20 protein-coding genes are annotated in these 19,025 nt (G+C 67.6%); 4 read left to right on the top strand and 16 right to left on the bottom strand.

All coding sequences use genetic code 11. The features are described from left to right. Nucleotides 1–24: 24 nt before the first annotated feature. From AIIKEEIJ_RS26370 to AIIKEEIJ_RS26330, 9 genes are all read right to left on the bottom strand, one after another. Entirely contained in the window at nt 25–825 is an 801-nt protein-coding gene (locus tag AIIKEEIJ_RS26370; RefSeq protein ID WP_238406587.1) for a hypothetical protein, read from the bottom strand. Between the two features lie 145 nt (nt 826–970). Then, complete coding sequence (locus tag AIIKEEIJ_RS26365) at nt 971–2,218, bottom strand: hypothetical protein (protein ID WP_373867489.1); 1,248 nt, start codon at nt 2,216–2,218, stop codon at nt 971–973. Nucleotides 2,219–2,223: 5 nt separating this feature from the next. Beyond that, nucleotides 2,224–2,775 carry a nuclear transport factor 2 family protein gene (locus AIIKEEIJ_RS26360; protein WP_161996895.1) on the bottom strand — a complete coding sequence of 184 codons (552 nt, stop codon included), beginning with the start codon at nt 2,773–2,775 and terminating at the stop codon, nt 2,224–2,226. A gap of 17 nt (nt 2,776–2,792) precedes the next feature. Then, complete coding sequence (locus AIIKEEIJ_RS26355; RefSeq protein ID WP_006936239.1) at nt 2,793–2,987, bottom strand: ferredoxin; 195 nt, start codon at nt 2,985–2,987, stop codon at nt 2,793–2,795. Nucleotides 2,988–2,998: 11 nt separating this feature from the next. After that, nucleotides 2,999–4,357, bottom strand: a complete 1,359-nt coding sequence (locus AIIKEEIJ_RS26350; protein WP_161996894.1) for a cytochrome P450 — start codon at nt 4,355–4,357, stop codon at nt 2,999–3,001. Beyond that, a complete protein-coding gene (locus tag AIIKEEIJ_RS26345; protein ID WP_006936244.1) occupies nt 4,354–5,154 on the bottom strand; it encodes an SDR family oxidoreductase in 801 nt (266 codons plus the stop codon). The genes AIIKEEIJ_RS26350 and AIIKEEIJ_RS26345 overlap by 4 nt, the downstream gene beginning before the upstream one ends. Then, on the bottom strand, nt 5,147–6,358 hold the full coding sequence (locus AIIKEEIJ_RS26340; protein ID WP_006936246.1) for a cytochrome P450: 1,212 nt from the start codon (nt 6,356–6,358) through the stop codon (nt 5,147–5,149). Before AIIKEEIJ_RS26340 ends, AIIKEEIJ_RS26345 begins: the two co-directional genes overlap by 8 nt. A 3-nt stretch (nt 6,359–6,361) precedes the next feature. Next, complete coding sequence (locus AIIKEEIJ_RS26335) at nt 6,362–6,922, bottom strand: TetR/AcrR family transcriptional regulator (RefSeq protein WP_006936248.1); 561 nt, start codon at nt 6,920–6,922, stop codon at nt 6,362–6,364. A 73-nt stretch (nt 6,923–6,995) separates the two neighbouring features. Further along, the gene (locus AIIKEEIJ_RS26330; protein WP_161996893.1) at nt 6,996–8,219 is read right to left on the bottom strand and encodes a cytochrome P450; all 1,224 of its coding nucleotides are present in this window, start codon (nt 8,217–8,219) and stop codon (nt 6,996–6,998) included. Between the two features lie 86 nt (nt 8,220–8,305). Between AIIKEEIJ_RS26330 and AIIKEEIJ_RS26325 the strand changes: the two genes are divergently transcribed. Continuing rightward, nucleotides 8,306–8,899, top strand: a complete 594-nt coding sequence (locus AIIKEEIJ_RS26325; RefSeq protein WP_161996892.1) for a WHG domain-containing protein — start codon at nt 8,306–8,308, stop codon at nt 8,897–8,899. Between the two features lie 50 nt (nt 8,900–8,949). Here the strand turns inward: AIIKEEIJ_RS26325 and AIIKEEIJ_RS26320 are convergent, their stop codons facing one another. From AIIKEEIJ_RS26320 to AIIKEEIJ_RS26300, 5 genes are all read right to left on the bottom strand, one after another. Beyond that, nucleotides 8,950–9,606 (bottom strand): TetR/AcrR family transcriptional regulator, encoded by a 657-nt coding sequence (locus tag AIIKEEIJ_RS26320; RefSeq protein ID WP_006936256.1) that lies wholly within the window; start codon nt 9,604–9,606, stop codon nt 8,950–8,952. A gap of 114 nt (nt 9,607–9,720) precedes the next feature. Then, nucleotides 9,721–10,563 (bottom strand): enoyl-CoA hydratase-related protein, encoded by an 843-nt coding sequence (locus AIIKEEIJ_RS26315; RefSeq protein ID WP_029541682.1) that lies wholly within the window; start codon nt 10,561–10,563, stop codon nt 9,721–9,723. Between the two features lie 28 nt (nt 10,564–10,591). Further along, nucleotides 10,592–12,109, bottom strand: a complete 1,518-nt coding sequence (locus AIIKEEIJ_RS26310) for a class I adenylate-forming enzyme family protein (protein WP_029541679.1) — start codon at nt 12,107–12,109, stop codon at nt 10,592–10,594. 124 nt (nt 12,110–12,233) lie between these two features. Next, nucleotides 12,234–13,610, bottom strand: coding sequence for an MFS transporter (locus AIIKEEIJ_RS26305; protein WP_239010500.1), 1,377 nt, complete (start codon nt 13,608–13,610; stop codon nt 12,234–12,236). A 71-nt stretch (nt 13,611–13,681) separates the two neighbouring features. Next, complete coding sequence (locus AIIKEEIJ_RS26300; RefSeq protein ID WP_082120195.1) at nt 13,682–14,644, bottom strand: PDR/VanB family oxidoreductase; 963 nt, start codon at nt 14,642–14,644, stop codon at nt 13,682–13,684. Nucleotides 14,645–14,756: 112 nt separating this feature from the next. Here AIIKEEIJ_RS26300 and AIIKEEIJ_RS26295 point away from each other — a divergent pair, with 112 nt between their 5' ends. The 3 genes from AIIKEEIJ_RS26295 (at nt 14,757) to AIIKEEIJ_RS26285 (ending at nt 17,184) form a co-directional block, all read left to right on the top strand. Next, nucleotides 14,757–15,548 (top strand): glucose 1-dehydrogenase, encoded by a 792-nt coding sequence (locus tag AIIKEEIJ_RS26295; protein WP_161996891.1) that lies wholly within the window; start codon nt 14,757–14,759, stop codon nt 15,546–15,548. Nucleotides 15,549–15,571: 23 nt separating this feature from the next. Further along, a complete protein-coding gene (locus AIIKEEIJ_RS26290; protein WP_050034672.1) occupies nt 15,572–16,435 on the top strand; it encodes an alpha/beta fold hydrolase in 864 nt (287 codons plus the stop codon). A gap of 86 nt (nt 16,436–16,521) precedes the next feature. Continuing rightward, nucleotides 16,522–17,184 carry a TetR family transcriptional regulator gene (locus AIIKEEIJ_RS26285; protein ID WP_029541668.1) on the top strand — a complete coding sequence of 221 codons (663 nt, stop codon included), beginning with the start codon at nt 16,522–16,524 and terminating at the stop codon, nt 17,182–17,184. Nucleotides 17,185–17,297: 113 nt separating this feature from the next. On the opposite strand, the gene AIIKEEIJ_RS26280 is transcribed toward AIIKEEIJ_RS26285, so the two are convergent. Both AIIKEEIJ_RS26280 and AIIKEEIJ_RS26275 read right to left on the bottom strand, forming a co-directional pair. Next, nucleotides 17,298–18,794 carry an aldehyde dehydrogenase family protein gene (locus tag AIIKEEIJ_RS26280; protein ID WP_161996890.1) on the bottom strand — a complete coding sequence of 499 codons (1,497 nt, stop codon included), beginning with the start codon at nt 18,792–18,794 and terminating at the stop codon, nt 17,298–17,300. A gap of 19 nt (nt 18,795–18,813) precedes the next feature. Further along, the coding region (locus tag AIIKEEIJ_RS26275; protein ID WP_161996889.1) for an SDR family oxidoreductase at nt 18,814–19,025 on the bottom strand (212 nt) is incomplete at its 5' end.

Raw genomic sequence — 19,025 nt, 5'->3', positions numbered from 1 at the left:
TGTGTGGCCGAATGTCACATGGGTTCAATCGAATCGAACCCATGTGACATTCGGCCGGTTCGGGGTGCTCAGAAGCAGGTCGGCCGGGAACGGCACCGGGCCGGTGACGATCATGAGCGGACCGGCCGGATTCCCGAGGTCCTTGAAGCCGACGCACGCGGGACCGCCCTGCCATGCACCCGGACCGAGCAGCGTGGTCGTCACCGAGAACACGCGGTCTCCGTTGTTGCCCCATCCCGTTCCCACGGCGTCGGGCAGATCCGGGATCAGACCCTTCGCGAGCGCCTTGACGAGAAGCCTTGTGGTACCTGGTGATCCGGCACCGAGAAACAGCGCGTCGGCGACGATGCGCTTGCGTTCGAGTACCACACAGTCCGTGGAGATCCGGTCCGTATGCGCGATCCGCGTGCCGTCCCGTCCGCGCTCGATGTCGTGGACCCGGTGCAGCGTCTCGATGCGGACGTAACCCGTGGCCTCGGCCTCCGCCAGGTACGTCACGTCGACGGAGAACTTGCCGCCGTTGTTCACGCCGTAGATCAGGTCGCCGTTGGTGTACGACGGCGCCAGTTCGCCGGCCAGCTCCCGCCGGGCGAACTCCCAGTCGATGGGCATCGGCACACGGAGTGGCTCGAAGCCCTCCTCGGCGACCCGGTCGAGGAATTGCCTCGACGAGCGGTAGCGCTCGTGGTTCAGCAGATCGTCGGGGATGGTCTGCAGGCGCAGCGTCCGCGCCACGCGGGGAAAGTGTTCGGTGGCGAGCAGGTCGTAGTCGATGCGCGACGACACACTCTGCGCGAAACGCTCACCGTCGGGCTGCAGCGTCATCCCTTGGTAGAGAAGGGAACTGCCGCCCACCCTGACTGCACGCAGCCACCCGAGCGAATGTATCGCTCACCTTCTCAGGCCGACAGAACGATACATTCGCTCACCTGGGGGCGCGTGGGGGTGGGGGTGGGAATGGATGGGACGCTCAGACGACGGTGAGCGGCAGGGGGATTCCGCGGTCGGCGAACGTGAAGTTCGCACCGGTGCTGAAGCGGGTGATCGCCACCTCGCCGCATTCCTTCGCGGGTTCGGCGTGGCGGATCACCTCGACGGTGAGCGCGTGTGCGTCCTCGGACACCACGTGCGCGGTGAAGTGCGGGTCGACGCCGCGCACCAGCGCCTGCAGCGGCTCGAGGTGGTGCCCGTCGACCAGAGTCGGCCACGACCCGTCCGCGTCGGCACCCCCGGCTCGCCCGAGGCGCAGGCGCAGCCTGTCCGGCTCCCACCGGATGTCGCGCTGGACGTACTGCCTCGGCGCGAACACGGGGTGGACCGACAGCACCGTCGCCAGTCCCTCGAAGTCGCGCGGCAGGCCGAGGGCGTCGCGTATCCGCTCGGACGCCAGCCCGGCGATGCCGGTCAACTGCTTGCGGGTGAGGGCCAGCGCGGCGTCCTCGTCCGTGCGTTTGCGCACGCCGATGAGAAAACCCAGTGTGAGCAGATGCTGCTGCAGGCACACCTCCTCCGCGATCCGCACCAGGGCCGAGTGCGAGAAGTCCGCGAACCGCAGGTCGGAGAGCAGGGGCCCGGAATAGTCGCCGAGTCCCTCGTCCGCCGGGTCGATCGCGCTGAGTTCCACTGCGACGGCCGCGGTACGCCCGATCGCCTCGGTGTGGGGCGCGGCCTGCGGCGGAACGTGCGACGGGTCGATCGTCACCGTCCACGCGCAGTGCGGATGGCGGCCGGCCGGCCGGCGCGGCGGCCGGTGGATCGGCCGCACGCGGGCGTGCGGGTTGGTGGCAAGGGCGGTCGCGTCGAACGTGGGGTCCTCGATGTCGTGGCACATGGCCTTCACGTACGCGTCGCCCATCGGTTCGACGTCCATGAGCGCGCCGCAGTGGTCGAGCCGGAACTCACCGTGGTCGTGGTCGTCGACGCGGAACCGGAAGTCCATGAACTGCGGGGGCGCGCCGATGTCGAGTTGCAGCCCCTTGAAGATCGTCTCGACACCGTCGCCCTCGTACCGCAGGGCCCGCTGCATGCGCCGGGTGTACCACGGGCTCGACGCCTGCCACTCCTCGACGGCGACCTCGGTCATTCCCTCCCGTCCGAACGCCGAGATCAGGTGCGCCATCCCGGAGCGGTCGATGAGCTGACCGCACAGGAGCAGTTCGGGGACGAGGACGGCGAGGTCGGCCCGGGAGAGCGCCGCGAAGGAGTCGCGGACGTTCACCGGGCTCACCACAGCGGAACCGGCGCCTGTCCGGCCGGATACCAGCCGGGAAGACGTTTCGTCGAGGTCGACCGTTCGATCCGCTTGTTCATGCCGTCGGACAGGGCGTTGCCCGTGATCATCTCCAGGAAGAGGTGGGAGACGTTCCCGAAGTCGAAGAAGTCACGCTGCCAGGACCATCGGAAGTTCCCGCCGTAGCGGAACCAGCTGCCGCCGAAGCCGTGCACCTCGTAGTGCGACCCGTCGTCGCGGGTGGCGTCGGCGACCTGTTTCCAGAAGCCGATGACGTCGCCGGTCCGCTCGTCCACGACGAACCGCTGATAGGGATACTGCCAGCCCTCCAGGCCGGCCATCTCCTGGCCGAGCGCGAGCTCGCGGATCTCCTCGCGCCCGACGGCCATGAAGTCGTCCGTGGGACCGTAGTTCCAGCCGTAGGTCGCGTCCTGGGTGTACATGTCGGCCAAGGGCTTCCAGTCACCGGCTGCCTCGGCCTTCTTGTTGGCCTCGATCCAGCGCTCGATCATCTCGTCGAGTTCTGCTCGGTCGAAGGGTGCCATGACTTGTCTCCTCTGGATCAGTCCTCGACGATGCGGAGGGCTCGGGTGGGGCAGTACCGTACGGCGGATCGGACGTCGCCGCAGAGTTTTTCGGGTATGTCGTCCATCAGGATCCGGACCTTGCCGTGCTTGGGAACGTCGAAGACGTCCGGTGCCTCCAGCGAGCACATCGCGTGGCCCTGGCACAGATCGAGGTCTGCTTCCACTTTCACGGCGCGAGTCCTTACATCCGGGTGCGACGGCGATAGCGCACGGCGCACGGCTGCGCGAGCTGCACCACCATCTTGGAATGGTCGTTGCGGTAGGTGTCGGCCGGCTGAGCCATCTCGAATTCGTAGTCGCGCAGCAGGACCGAGAAGATCGCCTTGAGCTGCATGAGAGCGAACGCCGCTCCCACGCACCGGTGCCGGCCGGCCCCGAACGGGATCCAGGTCCAGCGGTTGACGATGTCCTCCTGCCGCGGATCGAGGTAACGGCCCGGATCGAAGGCATCGGGCTCGGGGAAGTCCTCCGGGATGCGGTTGGAGATCGCCGGGGTAGCGCCGACGAGGTCGCCCTCGCCGATCCGGTACCCGTCGACCTCGAACTCGCCGCGCGCGACGCGCAGCAGCAGGATCAGCGGCGGGTGCAACCGCAGCGTCTCCTTGAGTACCGACTCGAGCATCGGGATCTGCCGCAGCGCATGGAAACTCACGCCCTCACCGTCGGCGTAGAGGACGTCGAGTTCGTCGGTGACCCCGCGCAGGTACTCCGGATTGCGCAGCAACTCGATCAACGCCCATGCCGCCGTCCCCGACGTGGTGTGGTGGCCGGCGAACATCATCGAGATGAAGATGCCGGTGATCTCGTCCGCGCTGAACCGCTCCTTGCCGTTCTCGTCCTTGATGGAGACGAGGACGTCGAGCATGTCGCGATCCTCCTTGCCCTGGGGCGGGTTCGCGATGCGGTCGACCATGATCTCCTCGACGAGGGCGACCAGCCCGCGGCGGGCCTCGTCGCGGCGACGGAAGCTCTCGATGGGCGCGTAGGGGTCGACGAAGGCGAGGGCGTCGGTGCCCTTCTCCAGGTCGTGGTAGAGGCTCGCGAACCGGCTGTCGAGCTGGTCGCGGAACTTCTTGCCGATCAGGCAGGCCGAGGACGTGTAGATGGTCAGCTCCGCGAAGAACTCCAACAGGTCGATCTCACCCTCGTCACCCCACCCGGCGACGATGTCACGGACCTCGCGTTCGATCGTGGCGGCATGGCCCTTCATCTGCTCGCCGCGCAACGCGGAGTTGTGCAGCATCTCCTTGCGGCGCTCGGGGCTGGCATCGAAGACCACGCCCTCCCCGAAGACCGGCTTCATGAACGGGTACGCGGCCTGCTGGTCGAGGTCCTCATCGGCGGAGCGGAAGAAGAACTCGTTGGCCCGAGCCCCGGAGAGCAGCACGACGTTGCGGTCGGCGAGCTGGAAGGCGCCGACGTCGCCGCACTCCTCGCGGACTCGCTGCATCAGGCCGATCGGGTCGGTGCGCAGTTCCTCGAGGTGGCCGTGTTCGTGCTCGCCCCCCGAGACGCGCGTGGGGGTGGTGATCGTGGTCATTCAGGGTCCTTTCCCCGAGAATCCTTCTGCAGAGGCGCTTCCGGCTGCACTTCGGTCAGCACCAGGTGGGTTCCGCGCGGGGCCGAGACGACGGCGACGACGGCGTTCGCGATCTCGGAGGCGCGGAGGAAGTAGGAGTGCCGGGCGAAGCCCCATCTGGTCCAGTCGGCGATCAGCGGCTCGATGATCTCCGCGGGGGCATCGAGTCCCATCCCGGTCTGTGTCGGGCCGGGACGCACCACCGACGCGCGAACCCCCGTGCCCTCGAGTTCCATCCGCATCTGACGCACGAGCGCCTCGAGGCCCGTCTTGGCGGCGACGTAGGCGCCCATGCGGGGCCGCGCGACGTCGGCGCAGTCCGAACCGATGACGACGAAGTCGCCGCGGCGCCGTTCGATCATCCCCGGCAGCACGCGATGGGCGAGACGCTGCGTGCCGACGAGATGGACGTTCACCTGGAACTCGAACCGGTCCGGATCCATCTCGTGCACGAGCCGGAAATCCATGTCACCGGCGCCGGACAGGACGATCTCGGTGGGACCCAGGGCCTTCTCGGCGGCGGCGACGAACTCGTCGACCGATTCGGTGGACGCCACGTCGAGGAAGTGCGCGAAGGCCTCGCCGCCCTCGCCGCGGATCTTCTCCGCGAGGGCCTCGCACTGTTCGACGCGCCGCGCACCGAGGGCGACCGGGTGACCGAGGGCGGCGAGCGCGAAGGCGGTGGCCGTACCGATGCCGGAGGAGGCGCCGCTGACGATCGCGGGCCGGCGCGGCGGATTGGGTTCGAATCTAGGCATGTCGCCGGGTCACCTCTACGGGCAGGGCCGCGAGGCCTCGGACGTTGGTGGAGTGGACGCGTTCACAGCGGTCGAAGTCGACGTCGTAGTCGGCGACGCGCGCGGCGAACTGTTCGAGCGCGATGTTCGCCTCGAGGCGCGCAAGGTGGGCACCGAGGCAGAAGTGCACGCCGCCACCGAAACTGGCGATCTTGGACGCGCTGTCGCGGCCGATGCGGAAGGTGTCGGGATCCTCGAACACCTCGGCGTCGCGGTTGGCCGAACCGATGAGCAGCAGCACCTTGTCGCCCGCGCGGATGGTGCTGTCGTGCACGTCGATGTCGGTGGCGGCAGTGCGCGCGACGATCTGGCTGGAGGTGTCGTAGCGCAGCGTCTCCTCCACCCAGCCCGGGGCTGCGTCCGGGTTGCCGAGGACGCGGGCCACCTCGGTCTTGTTCTTCGCGCCCCAGTACAGTGCGTTGCCGAGCAGTTTGGTGGTGGTCTCGTTGCCCGCGACGACCATCAGGAACATGAAGCCGATGATCTCGTCGTCCTCGAGGCGGTCTCCGTCGACCTCGGCGTCGAGCAGGGCCGAGGTGAGGTCCTCGCTCCGGTGGGCGCGGCGCTGCGCCAGCATGTCCGCGTAGTAGCCGACGAGGTTCAGCGACGCCTCCATCGCCGCGACGGGCACGTCGAGTACGCCCCGCTCCCGGTGGACCACCAGATCCGCCAGCCGGCGCAGTTCGGCGCGGTCGGCCTCGGGCACGCCCATCAGTTCGGAGATGACGTCCATCGGGAGCTTGCCCGCAAAGTCCGCGATCCAGTCGAATTCGTCCTTGTCCAAGGCGGTGTCGAGGTAGTGGAGAGTCAGCTCGAGGATGCGGCCGCGCAGGTCGGCGACCCGGCGCGGGGTGAAGCCCTTGGAGACGAGCCGGCGCATGCGCATGTGGCGGGGGTCGTCCATCGCGAGGAACGACATGACCTTGTGGGCGTGGGGGCCGTAGGCCGCCGGGTCGAGGGACACCCCGTTCGCGCTGGAGAGCCGGGTGTGGTCGCGGAAGCCCGCGACGACGTCGGCGTGCCGGGACAGGGCCCAGAAGCCGAGGTCGTCGTTGCGGTAGAGCGGCGCCTCCTCGCGCAGGCGCCGGTAGATCGGATACGGGTCCTCGTGGAAGCCGTAGTCGTAGGGATCGAACAGGAGCGGTTCGAGCGAAGCCTGGGTCATGCGCTACTCCAATAGAAGTTTGGCGGAGGTCTCCAGCCGATCGGCGATCTTCTCGTAGGTCTCGTACCCCATGCCCGCCCGGACGAGGGCGCCGGCGTAGAGCATTTCCAGCGCTTCGATCTCGTCGGGATCGGCGTCGGGGCCGAGGGCCGTGGCGAGCCGGTCCCGGATGTCGAGGCCGATGCGGGCGCGCAGGTGTTCGACGTCGGGGTCGCGGCCGAGCAGCGCGCTGGTGACCGCGCCGGCGAGTTCGGGCTCGTCGGCCATCATCAGCGCGACGTTGCGCAGCACCGCGACCACGCGGTCGACCCGGTCGGTCGTGGCCGCCTCGGGTTCGGGCGAGGCGGCGAGCCGGCGCCAGAACACCTCGGCGACGAGGTGCTCCTTGGACGAGAAGTAGGTGTAGGCGGTGGCCGGTGCGACACCGGCCCGAGCGGCGACGTTGCGTACGGTCAGTCCTGCGAACCCCTCTTCCCGCAGGACCTCGACGGCAGCGCGCGTCAGACGGTCCACGGTGTCGGCCTGCTTCTCGGTGAGACGGCGGCGGGTGGATTCGAGATTCACATTTCTGGACACGTGTCTGGACATTACTACGGTCGCCTGTCCGAGGCAATGGTCCCACCCACCCGAATTCGCTTCAGACCTTCGGATACACCCGTACGGGCATGGAGTTGATGCCGTTGATGAAGTTCGAGCGCAGCCGCCGGACCGGCCCTGCGGGCTCGATGCGCTCGATCCGGCGCGCCAGGGTCTCGAACAGGATGCGCAGTTCCAGGCGCGCCAGGTGGGCGCCCAGGCAGAAGTGCACCCCGGTGCCCCCGAACGCCACGTGCGGGTTGTGGGTCCGGCCGATGTCGAAGACGTGCGGGTCCTCGAAGACGTCCTCGTCCCGGTTCGCGCTCGGGTAGTAGACCACCACCTTGTCCCCCGCCTCGACGGGCTGGTCACCGATCGTCGCCGGACACGTCGGCGTGCGGCGGAACCCGATCACCGGGGTGACCCAGCGGAGGATCTCCTCGACCGCGCCGGCGGCGAGTTCCGGCTCGGCCTGCAGGCGGCGCCACTGATCCGGATGGTCGATGAAGGCCTGCATGCCGCCGGCGGTGGCGTTGCGCGTCGTCTCGTTCCCGGCCACCACCAGCAGCACGAAGAACATGTCGAACTCCATCTCGGTCAGCGTGTCACCGTTCTCGTCCGGCCGGACGAGCCGGGAGACGATGTCGTCGCGTGGCTCCACCCTGCGCGCCGCGGCGATCTCGTTGGCGTACAAGAAGATCTCCGCGGCGGCGAGTTCCCCGTCGGCCTGGGTGTTGCCGTACTCCGGGTCGTCGAACCCGATCATCCGGTTGGACCAGTCGTGGAGCCTGCCGACGTCCTCCGTGGGTGCGCCGAGCAGGGCGGCGATCACCTCGAGCGGAAGCGGGGCGGCGGCCACCGGCACGAAGTCGACGACCGCGCCGTTGCGGCCCCGCTCGATCAGATCGTCGACGATGCGGTTGCAGATGTCCCGGATGTGCCCTTCGAGCGTCCGGACCATCCGGGGCGTGAAGCCGCGGCTGACGAGCTGGCGCAGCCGGGTGTGCGCGGGCGGATCGAGGTTGACGAGCATCGCCGCCTGCTTGAGGCGGGTCTCGTCGTCGAACTCGTCGATCTGGGTCGTGCCGAGCGCCGACGAGAACGTCGCGCTGTCTCGGGAGACCGCGGTGACGTCCGCATGGCGCGTCACCGCCCAGTAGCCGGGTCCGTCCTCCTCGTCCTGCCGGTAGACCGGGCAGCCGTGCCGCAGCTCGGCGAAGAAGTCGTGGGGTACCCCCTCGGTGTAGAGATCGGGGTTCTTCAGGTCGATACGTGATGCCGTCACGGGACCACCTCGCACTTGTTTACGAATGATCGTCGTTTATAAGCTACACACATTCGTTTGAAATGGAAGACCCGTAGGATGGGCGGATGGAAACCGAGAAGAAGAGGCCGATGCGCCGTCGAAACCTCAGCCGCGAGAAGGTGATCGAGGCGGCACTGGAGGCGGTGGACGAGTCGGGCTGGGAGCAGCTGACAATGAGCACCCTCGCCGGCCGCCTCGGCATCGTCACCGCCTCGCTCTACAACCACGTCCGTGGTCTCGACGACGTCCGCGGCGAGATCCAGGTGCGGACGATGGCCGACCTCGGTGAGCGGCTGCGCGAGGTGGCGATGGGGCGCAGCGGGCTGGAGGGCCTGCGCACCCTGATCGATGCGCATCGTGTGTGGGCCGCCGAGCATCCGCACCGCTATCAGACGCTGACGACGGAACCGATCGAGCGCAGCGCCCTGATCGCGGCGGCCCTCGACGCGAACAGGGCGCTCCGCTCGATGCTCGCCTCCTGCGGGGTGCCGGAGGAGGACACGCTCGAGGCCGCGGTGAGCCTGTTCACCGCGATGCACGGGTTCGCCACGATCGTGCGCAGCGGCTTCCTCGGCGACGAACTCGACCTCGACCGCATCTACGAGAACGTGGTCGCGGGAGCCTTCGCGGCGGCGGGGGTGACTCCGCTGCCGCGCTGAGCCATTACCCGGTTCGGCGTCCGGGGTCTACCACTCCGTACCCGCGATCTTCAGTGGGTCGGAGTAGCAGCTGCCCCACCGGACCGCAGCTGTTCCGCCGCCTCCTCCGTCACGATTCCCGGAAGCAGGAAGTTGGTGAGCATCCGTCTGTTTTCCGGGTCCCCCTCGGAGCCGAAATCCATCCGCCCGACCAGGATGAGCTGCACCAGCGCGATCCACTGGCAGATCTCCTCGTCGGTGAGGCCTTCGCGGATCTCACCTCGTTCGCGGGCCTCGTCGAGCAGCGGCGCCCACATCTCCTGGGTCAGCCGGACCGCCAGTCCGGTGCTGCCGATCAGAGCCGTCGCCATGTCCATGTGTTCGGGACTGACGATCAAGCGGACGATCGGATCGTGGCGACCACGGTCGACGAGAAAGATCAGGCCGTCGACGATCTGCTCCGCGAACGTCGTCCGTTCCCTCAGGAACGCACGAGCCTTGTCGAACAGCCGGCGCGACCGCAACTCGATCAAGGCCGTGATCAGCGTGTCACGGTCACCGAAGTAGCGGTAGACGGTCGGCCGCGAAACGCCGGCCTCCTTGGCGATGTCGTCCATCGTGGTCTTCGAGAGCCCGTACCGCTGGAACATCGACTCGGCAGCCTTCAGTATCTGCCCTCGCGCCACCTCTGCGTTCTCACTGAGGACGTTCGCCCGCCGTCGCGCCATGTCGCACCCCCGAACTCGTCCTCACCGACTCCTACGGGCAATGATACAAGTAATGACCATTGTCAAGCATCGGGCCCCCGACTGTGGCACGGAGCGTCCGACGCGGCACCAGTGTCACTCGAACAGATCCGGCAGTCCATCCGAGACGCGATCAGGAAACTTCGGATCACGTTTTTCGAGGAAGGCGTCGACACCTTCGCGCACGTCGTCGGAGGAGCCCCGGACATAGATGCCGATCGACTCGGCGCGGTGCGCAACCTCGGGTTCCGACGCGCCGAGCATCCGCCACATCAGCTGACGGGTCAGTGCCGCCGATACCGGCGACGTGCCCGAAACCAGTTCCCGGGCGACCTCGAGTGCGCGATCCAGTACCTGATCGGCGGGCACGACCTCACGTACCAGACCCCGGTCGAGAGCTTCGGTGACCGGCACCATCTTCCCGCCGACCGTCCATTCGACGGCGGTGGAGATTCCGACCGCCCGCGGGAGGAACCACGTCGAGCATGCCTCCGGCACCAAGCCGCGGCGAGTGAACACGAAACCGAACTTGGCCGTATCCGAGGCGATGCGGATGTCGGCCGGAAGTGTCATCGTGACGCCGACGCCTGCTGCAGGCCCGTTGATCGCCGCGATCACCGGCTTCAGGGAACGGTAGATCCGCAGCGTCACCTGACCACCCGTGTCGGCGGGGGCTCCACCGGTCTCCGGATCGTCGCCGAGGACGAACGTGTCGCCGCCTGCGGCGAGATCGGCGCCCGCGCAGAACGCGCGGCCGGTTCCGGTGAGCACAACCGCGCGTACTTCGTCGTCGGTGTCGGTCTCGTCGAAGATCTCGATGAGCCGGTAGCACATCGCATTGGTGAACGCGTTGAGCCGATCGGGACGGTTCAAGCGCACGACGGCGATCTCTCCGTGCCGCTCGAGGATCACCGCGTCGTCGGTTCCGGTCCGAGCCACGAGGGCTCCTTTCTGCGCGACGGGTGCGTCAGCGCACCTTGTCGAATCGTTCGGAGACGTCCCGGTACTCGGACCGGATCGCCGTCTTCGACAGCTTGCCACTGGGGAGCCGGGGCAGCGGCTCGTCCCGGATCACGACGTAGCGCGGAACCTTGTAGTCGGCGACCAAACGGTCGCAGTATTCCACGATCGTTGCCGCGTCGACCCCGTCCTTCACAGTGACGATCGCCGCGGGCGTCTCGCCGAAACGCTCGTCGGACGCGGCAATGACCGCGACCTCCTCGACACCCGGGATCCCACTGATGACACGCTCGATCTCGACGGGCGAGACGTTGATGCCGCCGGTGATGATGAGGTCCTTGAGGCGGTCGACGAACTTGACGCGCCCGCCCTCGTCGAGGGTGCCCAGGTCCCCGCTGTGCAGCCAGCCGTCGCGCAACGCGGACGCCGTCGACTCCGGATCGTTCCAGTAGCCGGGGGTCACGCCGGGTCCCCGCAGCAGGATCTCCCCCTCTTCGCCGGGCTCTGCATCGGTGCCGTCGGTGCGGACCACCTTCGTCTCGGTGAAGATCGAGCCGGACCCGCAGGTGTCGGGGTGGTCGAAGGCTTCGGAGACGAGAGTCGCGGTCGCGACCCCGCCGGCTTCGGTCATGCCGTAGATCTGACGCAGCGCGACGCCCTTGTCGGCCCACCGCTTCAACAGGGCCGGTGCGACTGCCGCGCCGCCGACGATCGCGGTGCGCAGCGACGACAGGTCGGCCTTCTCGAATTCGGGCGACCGCGAGATCGCTTCGAAGATCAGCGGAACCCCGAACAGAGCCTGCACCTTGTGCTCACCGAGCAGTGCCGCGGCACGACCGGGATCGAGTTCCTTCTCGATGATGAGCGTGCCACCGAGCACCGTGGACATGACCAGCCCCCACACGAGGCCCGGGGTGAACACGAGCGGCAACACCAGCAGCGACGTGGAACCCGGACGGAAGCCTTCCTCGGTGAGGGTGGCCTCGAACACGATGTTGAGCAGAGTCCGATTGGTGCAGATGACGCCCTTCGACAACCCCGTGGAGCCACTGGTGAACAGAAGTGCTGTGGGGTCGTCGGGCGCGAGGTCGACGCGGAAGTCGTCGCGCTCCCCTTCCCGCAGCGCCGCGATGTCGGTGAACCCGAACGTGTCGAAGGGATCGCCGAGGTCACGCGCCTGGGCGACCGTTGCGGAGAACTGTTCCGGCGCGATGACCAGGACGGCACCCGCGTCATCGACGACCTTGCGGAGTTCCGCCGGCTTGAACCGGGGATTCAGCGGGACGAGCACCGCACCGGCCTTGAGTACGCCGAGTGCCACCACGGGCCACGTCACCGAATTCGGGCCGAGCACTCCGACACGCTCACCCGGCTTGATGCCCCGGTCGACGATCTCACGAGCGACGCGGCTGGACCAGTCCTGGAGTTCACGGTAGGTCAGAGCCTCACCGGCAACGATGATCGCGTTCTGTTCCCCCTTGGTCTTCGCCCACCAATACAGGGCCGAGCCGACGGTGGCAGCCATGTGTCCCTTGCCTTCCTTGACCGAGAGAATACGAATCTGTTTTGTGTACAAGAATTTTCAGCGCGAGAGGAGCGCGGGTCCTCATATCGCGTACACCTCAGGCTATAGGCTCACTCATGAGACGTCAATCAAATTTTGTAAATTGCAAAGGGCGGCTCGCACCGGCGACGAACCCGGCGGCAAGCGCGGCCACACCGCCGATCACGAATGCGGCCACAAACGCACGCTCGGAGGGAATGTCGGCACCCGCGATCGTGATCGTCGCGAGGAGCATCCCCACCAGCGCGCTCGCCAGCGAACTGCCGAATGTCCGTGCGATGGCGTTGATGCCGTTCGCAACACCGGTGTCGTGCAGCGACACATGCTCGACGAGCATTGCCGGCAGGGCGCCGTAGGCAACGCTGACGAAAACATTGAGGACCGCCACCGCAACGATCACCTGCCACGGGCGGTCGTGGGCGAACCCGACAAATGCGAACCCACACACGCCGATAGCGCACGCCACCATCAGCACCCGCTCGGCGCGGAACCTCCGCACGAGAAACCCGCTCACCGCAGCCGCGGAGATGCCGACAACCTGCCCGGGCAGCAGGTACAGCAGGCTCGTCTCGAGCACCGAAGCACCGAACCCGTACCCCGCTTCCTCCGGGGCGGCCTGCACGAACACGGCTGTGGCCAGGAACTGCACGAACATCGCGATTCCCACGAGGAACGCGGCAAGGTGGGCGGGCGCCACCGCACGTGCGGTCAGGAGGGCTGGGGCCACCAGCGGCGCATCGGATCGCCGCTCGTGCCGGTACCAGGCGGCAAGCACGAGCACACCCGCGACGACACAACCGATCGTCGGCACGGACACCCAACCCCACGTCCCGCCCTGCGCGAGCGCCAGAAGCAGTGCGGACAGGCCGACCGCGAGCCCGACCGCACCCCAGAGATCGGATCCGGATCCGGTCCCGGAACCGGGCGAACCGGGAACGACCGCCCACGCAAGTGCAGCTGCAATCACCGCGAGCGCCACCAGCAGCCAGAACACGCGACGATAGTCGTCGCCGTCGCTGTACAGCAGTCCGGCGGCGATCATTCCCGCACCGCCGCCGACGCTCATCGTTCCCGACATGATGCCGAGCGCCGCCGTGAGCCGATACGGCCCGAGAGCGCTGCGCAGCACAGCGACGCCGATCGGAAACAGCGCGAACGACGTCCCCTGCAGCGCTCGCCCGGCGATGAGTACCGGCAACGAGTCCCACGCGACACACAGCAACGAACCGACGAGCACCACTCCCAGGATGCCCAGCAGCACTTTTCGTGGTCCACGTCGGTCGGCGAGCCTGCCCAGCAGCGGCGTACAGACTGTGGCCGTCAGAAGATTCCCGGTGACGATCCATCCCACCGCATTCGTACCCACCCCGAGCTGCGCCGCGATATCGGGCATCAGCGGCACGACGGCGGTCTGCATGACCGAGGTGATCATCACGACGAAGCAGAGCGCCGGGATCAGCACACCGGGCGAGACGGCAGGTGTGCGCACACGCGTTCGCGCAGTGGCGAGACGGAGGGTCACCATGGGCCGATCTACAGATCCAGAGTGAGCTTGGGGGTGCAGCTGCGGGATACGCAGATCATCATGCAGTCGTTCTCCGCCTGCTCGTCCTCGGTGAGGACGGAGTCGCGATGATCCGGAATTCCTTCCAGCACAGTGGCTTCGCACGTACCGCAGGTTCCCTCGCGGCACGAGAACGGCGAATCGACGCCCGAGCGGAGCACCGCGTCGAGCAGTGTTTCGCCCGAGTCGACAGTGATCGTCTTGCCCGATTGCCGGAGTTCCACCTCGAATGCCCCGTCGACGGCGTCGGCCGGCCGCTCCTTCGCGGCGAACCGTTCGACGTGCAAGGTGACCCCCGAGCGGTTGCGGCACTCGTTCTCGATGGCGTGCAGCAGTGGTTCCGGCCCGCAGCAGTAGACACCGGTGCCGTCCCCGAGGGCGTCGAGCGCTGCCGCCAGGTCGAGGAGCCCGCATTCGTCCTGAGGCCGGAGCTCGACCCGGCCGGGATACCGGGCGACGAGGCCGTCCGCGAAAGCCATGCTCGCGCGGGTACGTCCGCCGTACAGGAGCCTCCAGTCGGCGCCGGCCGCGTCGGCCGCCCGCACCATCGGAAGTATCGGCGTGATGCCGATTCCGCCCGCGACGAAGAGATACGACTGCGCGGGCTCGAGGCTGAAGTTGTTGCGGGGGCCGGCGATGCTGACGAGGTCGCCGACCTGTAGCGAGTCGTGGATCCACCGCGATCCGCCGCGTCCGTTCTCCTCACGGAGGACCGCCACAGTCAGGCAGGTGTCGTCGGCCGGGTCGCCGCACAGCGAGTACTGCCGGACCGTCGACTCGTCGATGATGACGTCGATGTGCGATCCGGGTTCCCATGCGGGGACGGTCCCCCCGTCGGGATCGGCGAACCGCACCGCCACGACGCCGTCTGCAAGTGCGTCCTTGCCGATCACCTGCATCTTGCCCTGCTCCACATCGGTGCTTCCGGCCATCAGTGTTTCCGTTCCCCTGGACATCACCTACGCTCTAATCTTAAGTAATTAGTTTTAAGGGACGCAAGGCCCGCAGCCGAACCTCATGACACGCAGCACCGGGAGCAGCCACATGACCTCGACAGATACCGCACGCGACACCGGCTCGATCCTCGACCTCTTCAGGCTCGACGGGTCCGTCGCCGTCGTCACGGGCGCCGGCAGCGGCCTCGGAGCAGGGTTCGCGCGCGCCCTCGCGGAGGCCGGGGCGGACGTGGTGATCGCCGCACGCCGTCGCGAGAAGCTGGACGCCGTCGGCCCCACGATCGAGGCCACCGGCCGACGCTGCCTCATCGTCCCCACCGACGTCACCGACCCCGAGCAGTGCGACGCCCTCGCCCGGGCCACGGTCGCCGAGTTCGGTCGGCTCGACATCCTGATCAACAACGCCGGCGTCACCCATTCCGCACCCGCGACGCGCGAGCGACCCGAGGATTTCCGTTCCGTGCTGGACGTGAATCTGCTCGGCGCGTATTGGGCAGCGCAAGCATGCGGACGCGTGATGAAGCCGGGCTCGAGCATCGTCAACATCGCGAGCATGCTCGGGCTGGTCAAGTCGGTGCTCCCCCAGGCCGCCTACGCCGCGAGCAAGGCCGGTCTCGTCGGCCTCACCCGCGATCTGTCCCATCAGTGGTCGCAGCGAAAAGGGATCCGCGTGAACGCGATCGCGCCGGGTTTCGTCGAGACCGACCTGATCGCCGAGATGTCGTCGGATACCCTCGAGGAGTTCCTGCGCGGCTGCTCGCTCGGTCGCACCGCCACGCAGCGCGAGATCGACGCCGCCGTCGTGTTCCTCGCCAGCCGTGCTTCCGGCTACATCACCGGGTCGACGCTCGCCGTCGACGGTGGGACTTCCGGACACTGACTCCGACGACGAAGGGCGAAACGATGACGATCTCCAGCACCGTGACCACACTTCGGGGCGACGGCGTTTCCCTGGTCGCCGATGTCTGGGAGCCCCCGTCCGAGCGGAAGGGGACCGTCCTGCTGTTGCACGGCGGCGGGCAGACGAGGCACTCGTGGCAGCGCACCGGAATCCGTCTCTCGGAACAAGGATGGCGCTCATACGCGATCGACGCGCGCGGGCACGGCCACAGCGGATGGGCCGACGACGGCGACTACAGCTCCGACGCACACGCGCGCGACATCTGCACGATCGTCGACGAACTCGGTGAGCCACCGGTGCTCGTGGGAGCGTCGATGGGCGGTATGGCCTCACTCGTCGCCGAAGGAGACAATCCGGGGCTCTCCCGCGCGCTGGTGCTGGTGGATATCACCCCGAAGGCCGAACCCGAGGGGTTGGCCAAGATCACCGGATTCATGCGCGCGGGACTGGCGGGCTTCGACAGCCTGCACGACGCGCTCGACGCCGTGATCGCGTACAACCCGCACCGGAGCCGTCCGCCGCGGGTGGAGGGGTTGCGTAAGAACATGCGCGAGCGAGACGGTCGCTGGTACTGGCACTGGGATCCGCGGATGCTGTCGCATCGGACGAACCTTCCGGATGCTGCCGCGGAGCGCGAGGAGCGGGCCCGGGCCGCGGCGCGCGCCGTCGCGGTTCCGACCCTCCTGATTCGTGGTGCCCAGTCCGACGTCGTCAGCATCGAAGGTGCGCGCGAACTCCTGGAACTGATCCCCGGGGCGCGGTACATCGACGTGGGCGGTGCCGGGCACATGGTGGGCGGCGACGACAACGACGTGTTGAGCCGCGGCCTGGTCGAGTTCCTCGACGAGGCCGTCCTCACGGCGTAACCACCGGCCGGACCGGAACAGATAGCATCTATAGGTCACCCGCCGGGCAGACCCGCCCGGTGGACCGCACGAGCTGAAAGTAGATGATGGCCCGACCGTCGAAGCCTCTCATCAGTCGCGCGTCCGCGGTGGCGGCTTCCATCGAGATCATCGACTCCGAGGGACTCGATGCCTTCAGCCTGCCGCGGCTGGCGAAGCACCTCGGGGTACGGGCGCCCTCCCTCTACCACCACTTCGCCGACAAGTCGGAGATCCTCCAGGCTGTCGCGCGACAGATTGCCGGCGCCGGCACCCTGCCACGCCGCAGGCCCGGCCCGGACTGGCCCGAGTACTTCGTGACGCTGAGCATGAATCTGCGTCAGTCGATCCTCAAGCACCGCAATGCCGCGCCGATCCTGCTCCAGTATCTTCCGCGTGATCTGCTGATCGGCACCTACGAGGACACTGCCCGATTCCTGGAGGAGTCCGGCGTGCCGGCCCGCCTGCACGTCCAGATTCTCGACGGCATGGAGCGTTTGACGCTGGGCGCAGTGCTCACCGAGGCGATGCGCAAGCCGAGTACGAAGAACACGATCTTCCCGAACGTCGACCCGGAGTCGCAGCCGCTGCTGGCGCGAGCTCTCGCCGAGAACGAGATGACCTCCCGGCAGTTGTTCGAGGAGATGATCCGCAGCTTCCTCCACGGCGTGGTGCGCAACGCTCAGGTAGAGATCGCGGACAAGAGCCAACTGAGCGTGTCGGCCCACTGAGCGTGTCGGCCCACCGAGCGTGTCGGCCCACTGACCTGATCGGCAGTCGTACGACCACCCACGACGCAACGACGACGCCCCGCGGATCGAATCGCGGGGCGTCGTCGTCGGTCCTACCGGGCCGGAGCGGGCATGTGGACGGTCTTGATCTCGAAGAACTCCTCGAGACCTTCGAGGCCGCCCTCACGGCCCACGCCGGACTGCTTATAGCCGCCGAACGGCAGGGTGAAGTCCATCGTCGCGGTGTTCACGCTGATGGTGCCGGTGCGGATGCGCCGCGCAACCTCGAACCCGTGGTCGATGTCCTCCGTGTACACCGCACCCGACAGCCCGTACATCGAGTTGTTGGCGATCGCGATGGCGTCCTCTTCGTCTTCGTAGGTGATCACCGAGATGACCGGACCGAAGACCTCTTCCTGCGCGATCCGGGAGTCGGGGTCGACGTTGTCGAGCAGTGTCGGTGTGACGAAGAAGCCCTTGTCGAATCCCTCCGGTCGACCGCCGCCGAGCACGACCTTCGCGCCGTCCTCCTTCGCGATGTCGATGTATCCCAGGACGCGGTCCTGTTGACGCTTCGACGCGAGCGGGCCGAGGAAATTGGTCGGCTCCCACGGGTTGCCGATCGGCAGCGCGCCGTACGCGGCCTTCAGGACCTCGAGCACCTCGTCGTGACGCTTGCGGGAGACGAGCACGCGCGAGAGGGCGATGCACGCCTGACCGGATTGCATGCAGCCCCCCATGGGGAGCGTCTGCACCACGTGGTCGATGTCGGCGTCGTCGAGGATGATCGCTGCGGACTTGCCGCCGAGTTCGAGCGAGACCCGTGCGATGCGCTCGCCGGCCAGCGACATGATGCGCCGGCCCGCCGCGGTGCTGCCGGTGAAGGTGATGTGGTCGACGTCGGGGTTGGTCACGAGCGTCTCCGACACCTCGCGGTCGGCGCACAGCACGCTGACCACGCCCTCGGGAATGCGGCCCTCCGCAACCAACTCGGCGATGATGTCCGCGAACACCGACGGCGAGAGCGGTGCCTCCGGCGCGGTCTTGAGCACGACCGAGCAACCCGCGGCCAGCGCCGGGGCGAGCTTGAACGCGATCGTGCCGACCGGGCCGTTCCACGGGATGATCGCGGCAACGACTCCCGTCGGTTCCTTCACGATGCGCGAGACACCGCCCGCTGCACGCGGGCGCTCCTCGGTGGTCTCGAACGTGCGGGCCACCGCGGCGACCGCACGGAACAACCCGCCGACCATCTCCTGGGTCGGCCGGCTGACACTCACAGGTACGCCGACCTCGATGACCCCGATCGGGGTGAGCTCGTCCACCCGCCGTTCGAGGCGGTCGGCGATGGCGTCGACGACATCGGCGCGCTCTGCCATGGTGCGCGACGCCCACTCACCCTTGTCGAATGATTCACGCGCTGCGGCAACCGCTTTGGCGACGTCCTCGGCCGTGGCGGTGCGCACCCGCGCGACCTTCTCCTCGGTGAACGAGTCGACGACGTCGACCCATTCGCCGCCGGTCGAATCGACCCAGCGGCCGCCGATGAAAACCTGTTCGCGGTCGGCAATCGACGGGGCGGTACCCGTCGAGGCTTCGGTGGTGGTCATATGTGCAAGCTCCTTCGCTTCAGCGGATGTTGTAGCCGGCGTCGACCGGGAACGTGACACCGGTGACGTAACGAGCCTCGTCGGAGGCGAGGTAGACGATCGCGTTGCTGATGTCGACGGCCTCGATCAGTTCGACCGGCATCGGGTTCTTGTACGACTCGTCGGCGGCAACCTCGGGATGGGAGTTGACGAACTCGCCGTACTCCGCGTTCGCCACCATCGGCGTGTTCA

Origin of the sequence: Rhodococcus sp. YH1 (assembly GCF_009939605.1) — a bacterium.
Taxonomy (GTDB): domain Bacteria; phylum Actinomycetota; class Actinomycetes; order Mycobacteriales; family Mycobacteriaceae; genus Rhodococcus; species Rhodococcus aetherivorans.
This window is presented reverse-complemented; position numbering and strand designations above follow the sequence as displayed.

Coding starts and splice junctions, on each gene's coding strand:
- AIIKEEIJ_RS26295 (WP_161996891.1), top strand. CDS start 14,757: ATGACCTCGACAGATACCGCACGCGACACCGGCTCGATCCTCGACCTC.
- AIIKEEIJ_RS26300 (WP_082120195.1), bottom strand. CDS start 14,644: ATGGCCGGAAGCACCGATGTGGAGCAGGGCAAGATGCAGGTGATCGGC.
- AIIKEEIJ_RS26285 (WP_029541668.1), top strand. CDS start 16,522: ATGGCCCGACCGTCGAAGCCTCTCATCAGTCGCGCGTCCGCGGTGGCG.
- AIIKEEIJ_RS26310 (WP_029541679.1), bottom strand. CDS start 12,109: ATGGCTGCCACCGTCGGCTCGGCCCTGTATTGGTGGGCGAAGACCAAG.
- AIIKEEIJ_RS26290 (WP_050034672.1), top strand. CDS start 15,572: ATGACGATCTCCAGCACCGTGACCACACTTCGGGGCGACGGCGTTTCC.
- AIIKEEIJ_RS26370 (WP_238406587.1), bottom strand. CDS start 825: ATGACGCTGCAGCCCGACGGTGAGCGTTTCGCGCAGAGTGTGTCGTCG.
- AIIKEEIJ_RS26350 (WP_161996894.1), bottom strand. CDS start 4,357: ATGACCACGATCACCACCCCCACGCGCGTCTCGGGGGGCGAGCACGAA.
- AIIKEEIJ_RS26345 (WP_006936244.1), bottom strand. CDS start 5,154: ATGCCTAGATTCGAACCCAATCCGCCGCGCCGGCCCGCGATCGTCAGC.
- AIIKEEIJ_RS26340 (WP_006936246.1), bottom strand. CDS start 6,358: ATGACCCAGGCTTCGCTCGAACCGCTCCTGTTCGATCCCTACGACTAC.
- AIIKEEIJ_RS26280 (WP_161996890.1), bottom strand. CDS start 18,794: ATGACCACCACCGAAGCCTCGACGGGTACCGCCCCGTCGATTGCCGAC.
- AIIKEEIJ_RS26320 (WP_006936256.1), bottom strand. CDS start 9,606: ATGGCGCGACGGCGGGCGAACGTCCTCAGTGAGAACGCAGAGGTGGCG.
- AIIKEEIJ_RS26360 (WP_161996895.1), bottom strand. CDS start 2,775: ATGGCACCCTTCGACCGAGCAGAACTCGACGAGATGATCGAGCGCTGG.
- AIIKEEIJ_RS26325 (WP_161996892.1), top strand. CDS start 8,306: ATGGAAACCGAGAAGAAGAGGCCGATGCGCCGTCGAAACCTCAGCCGC.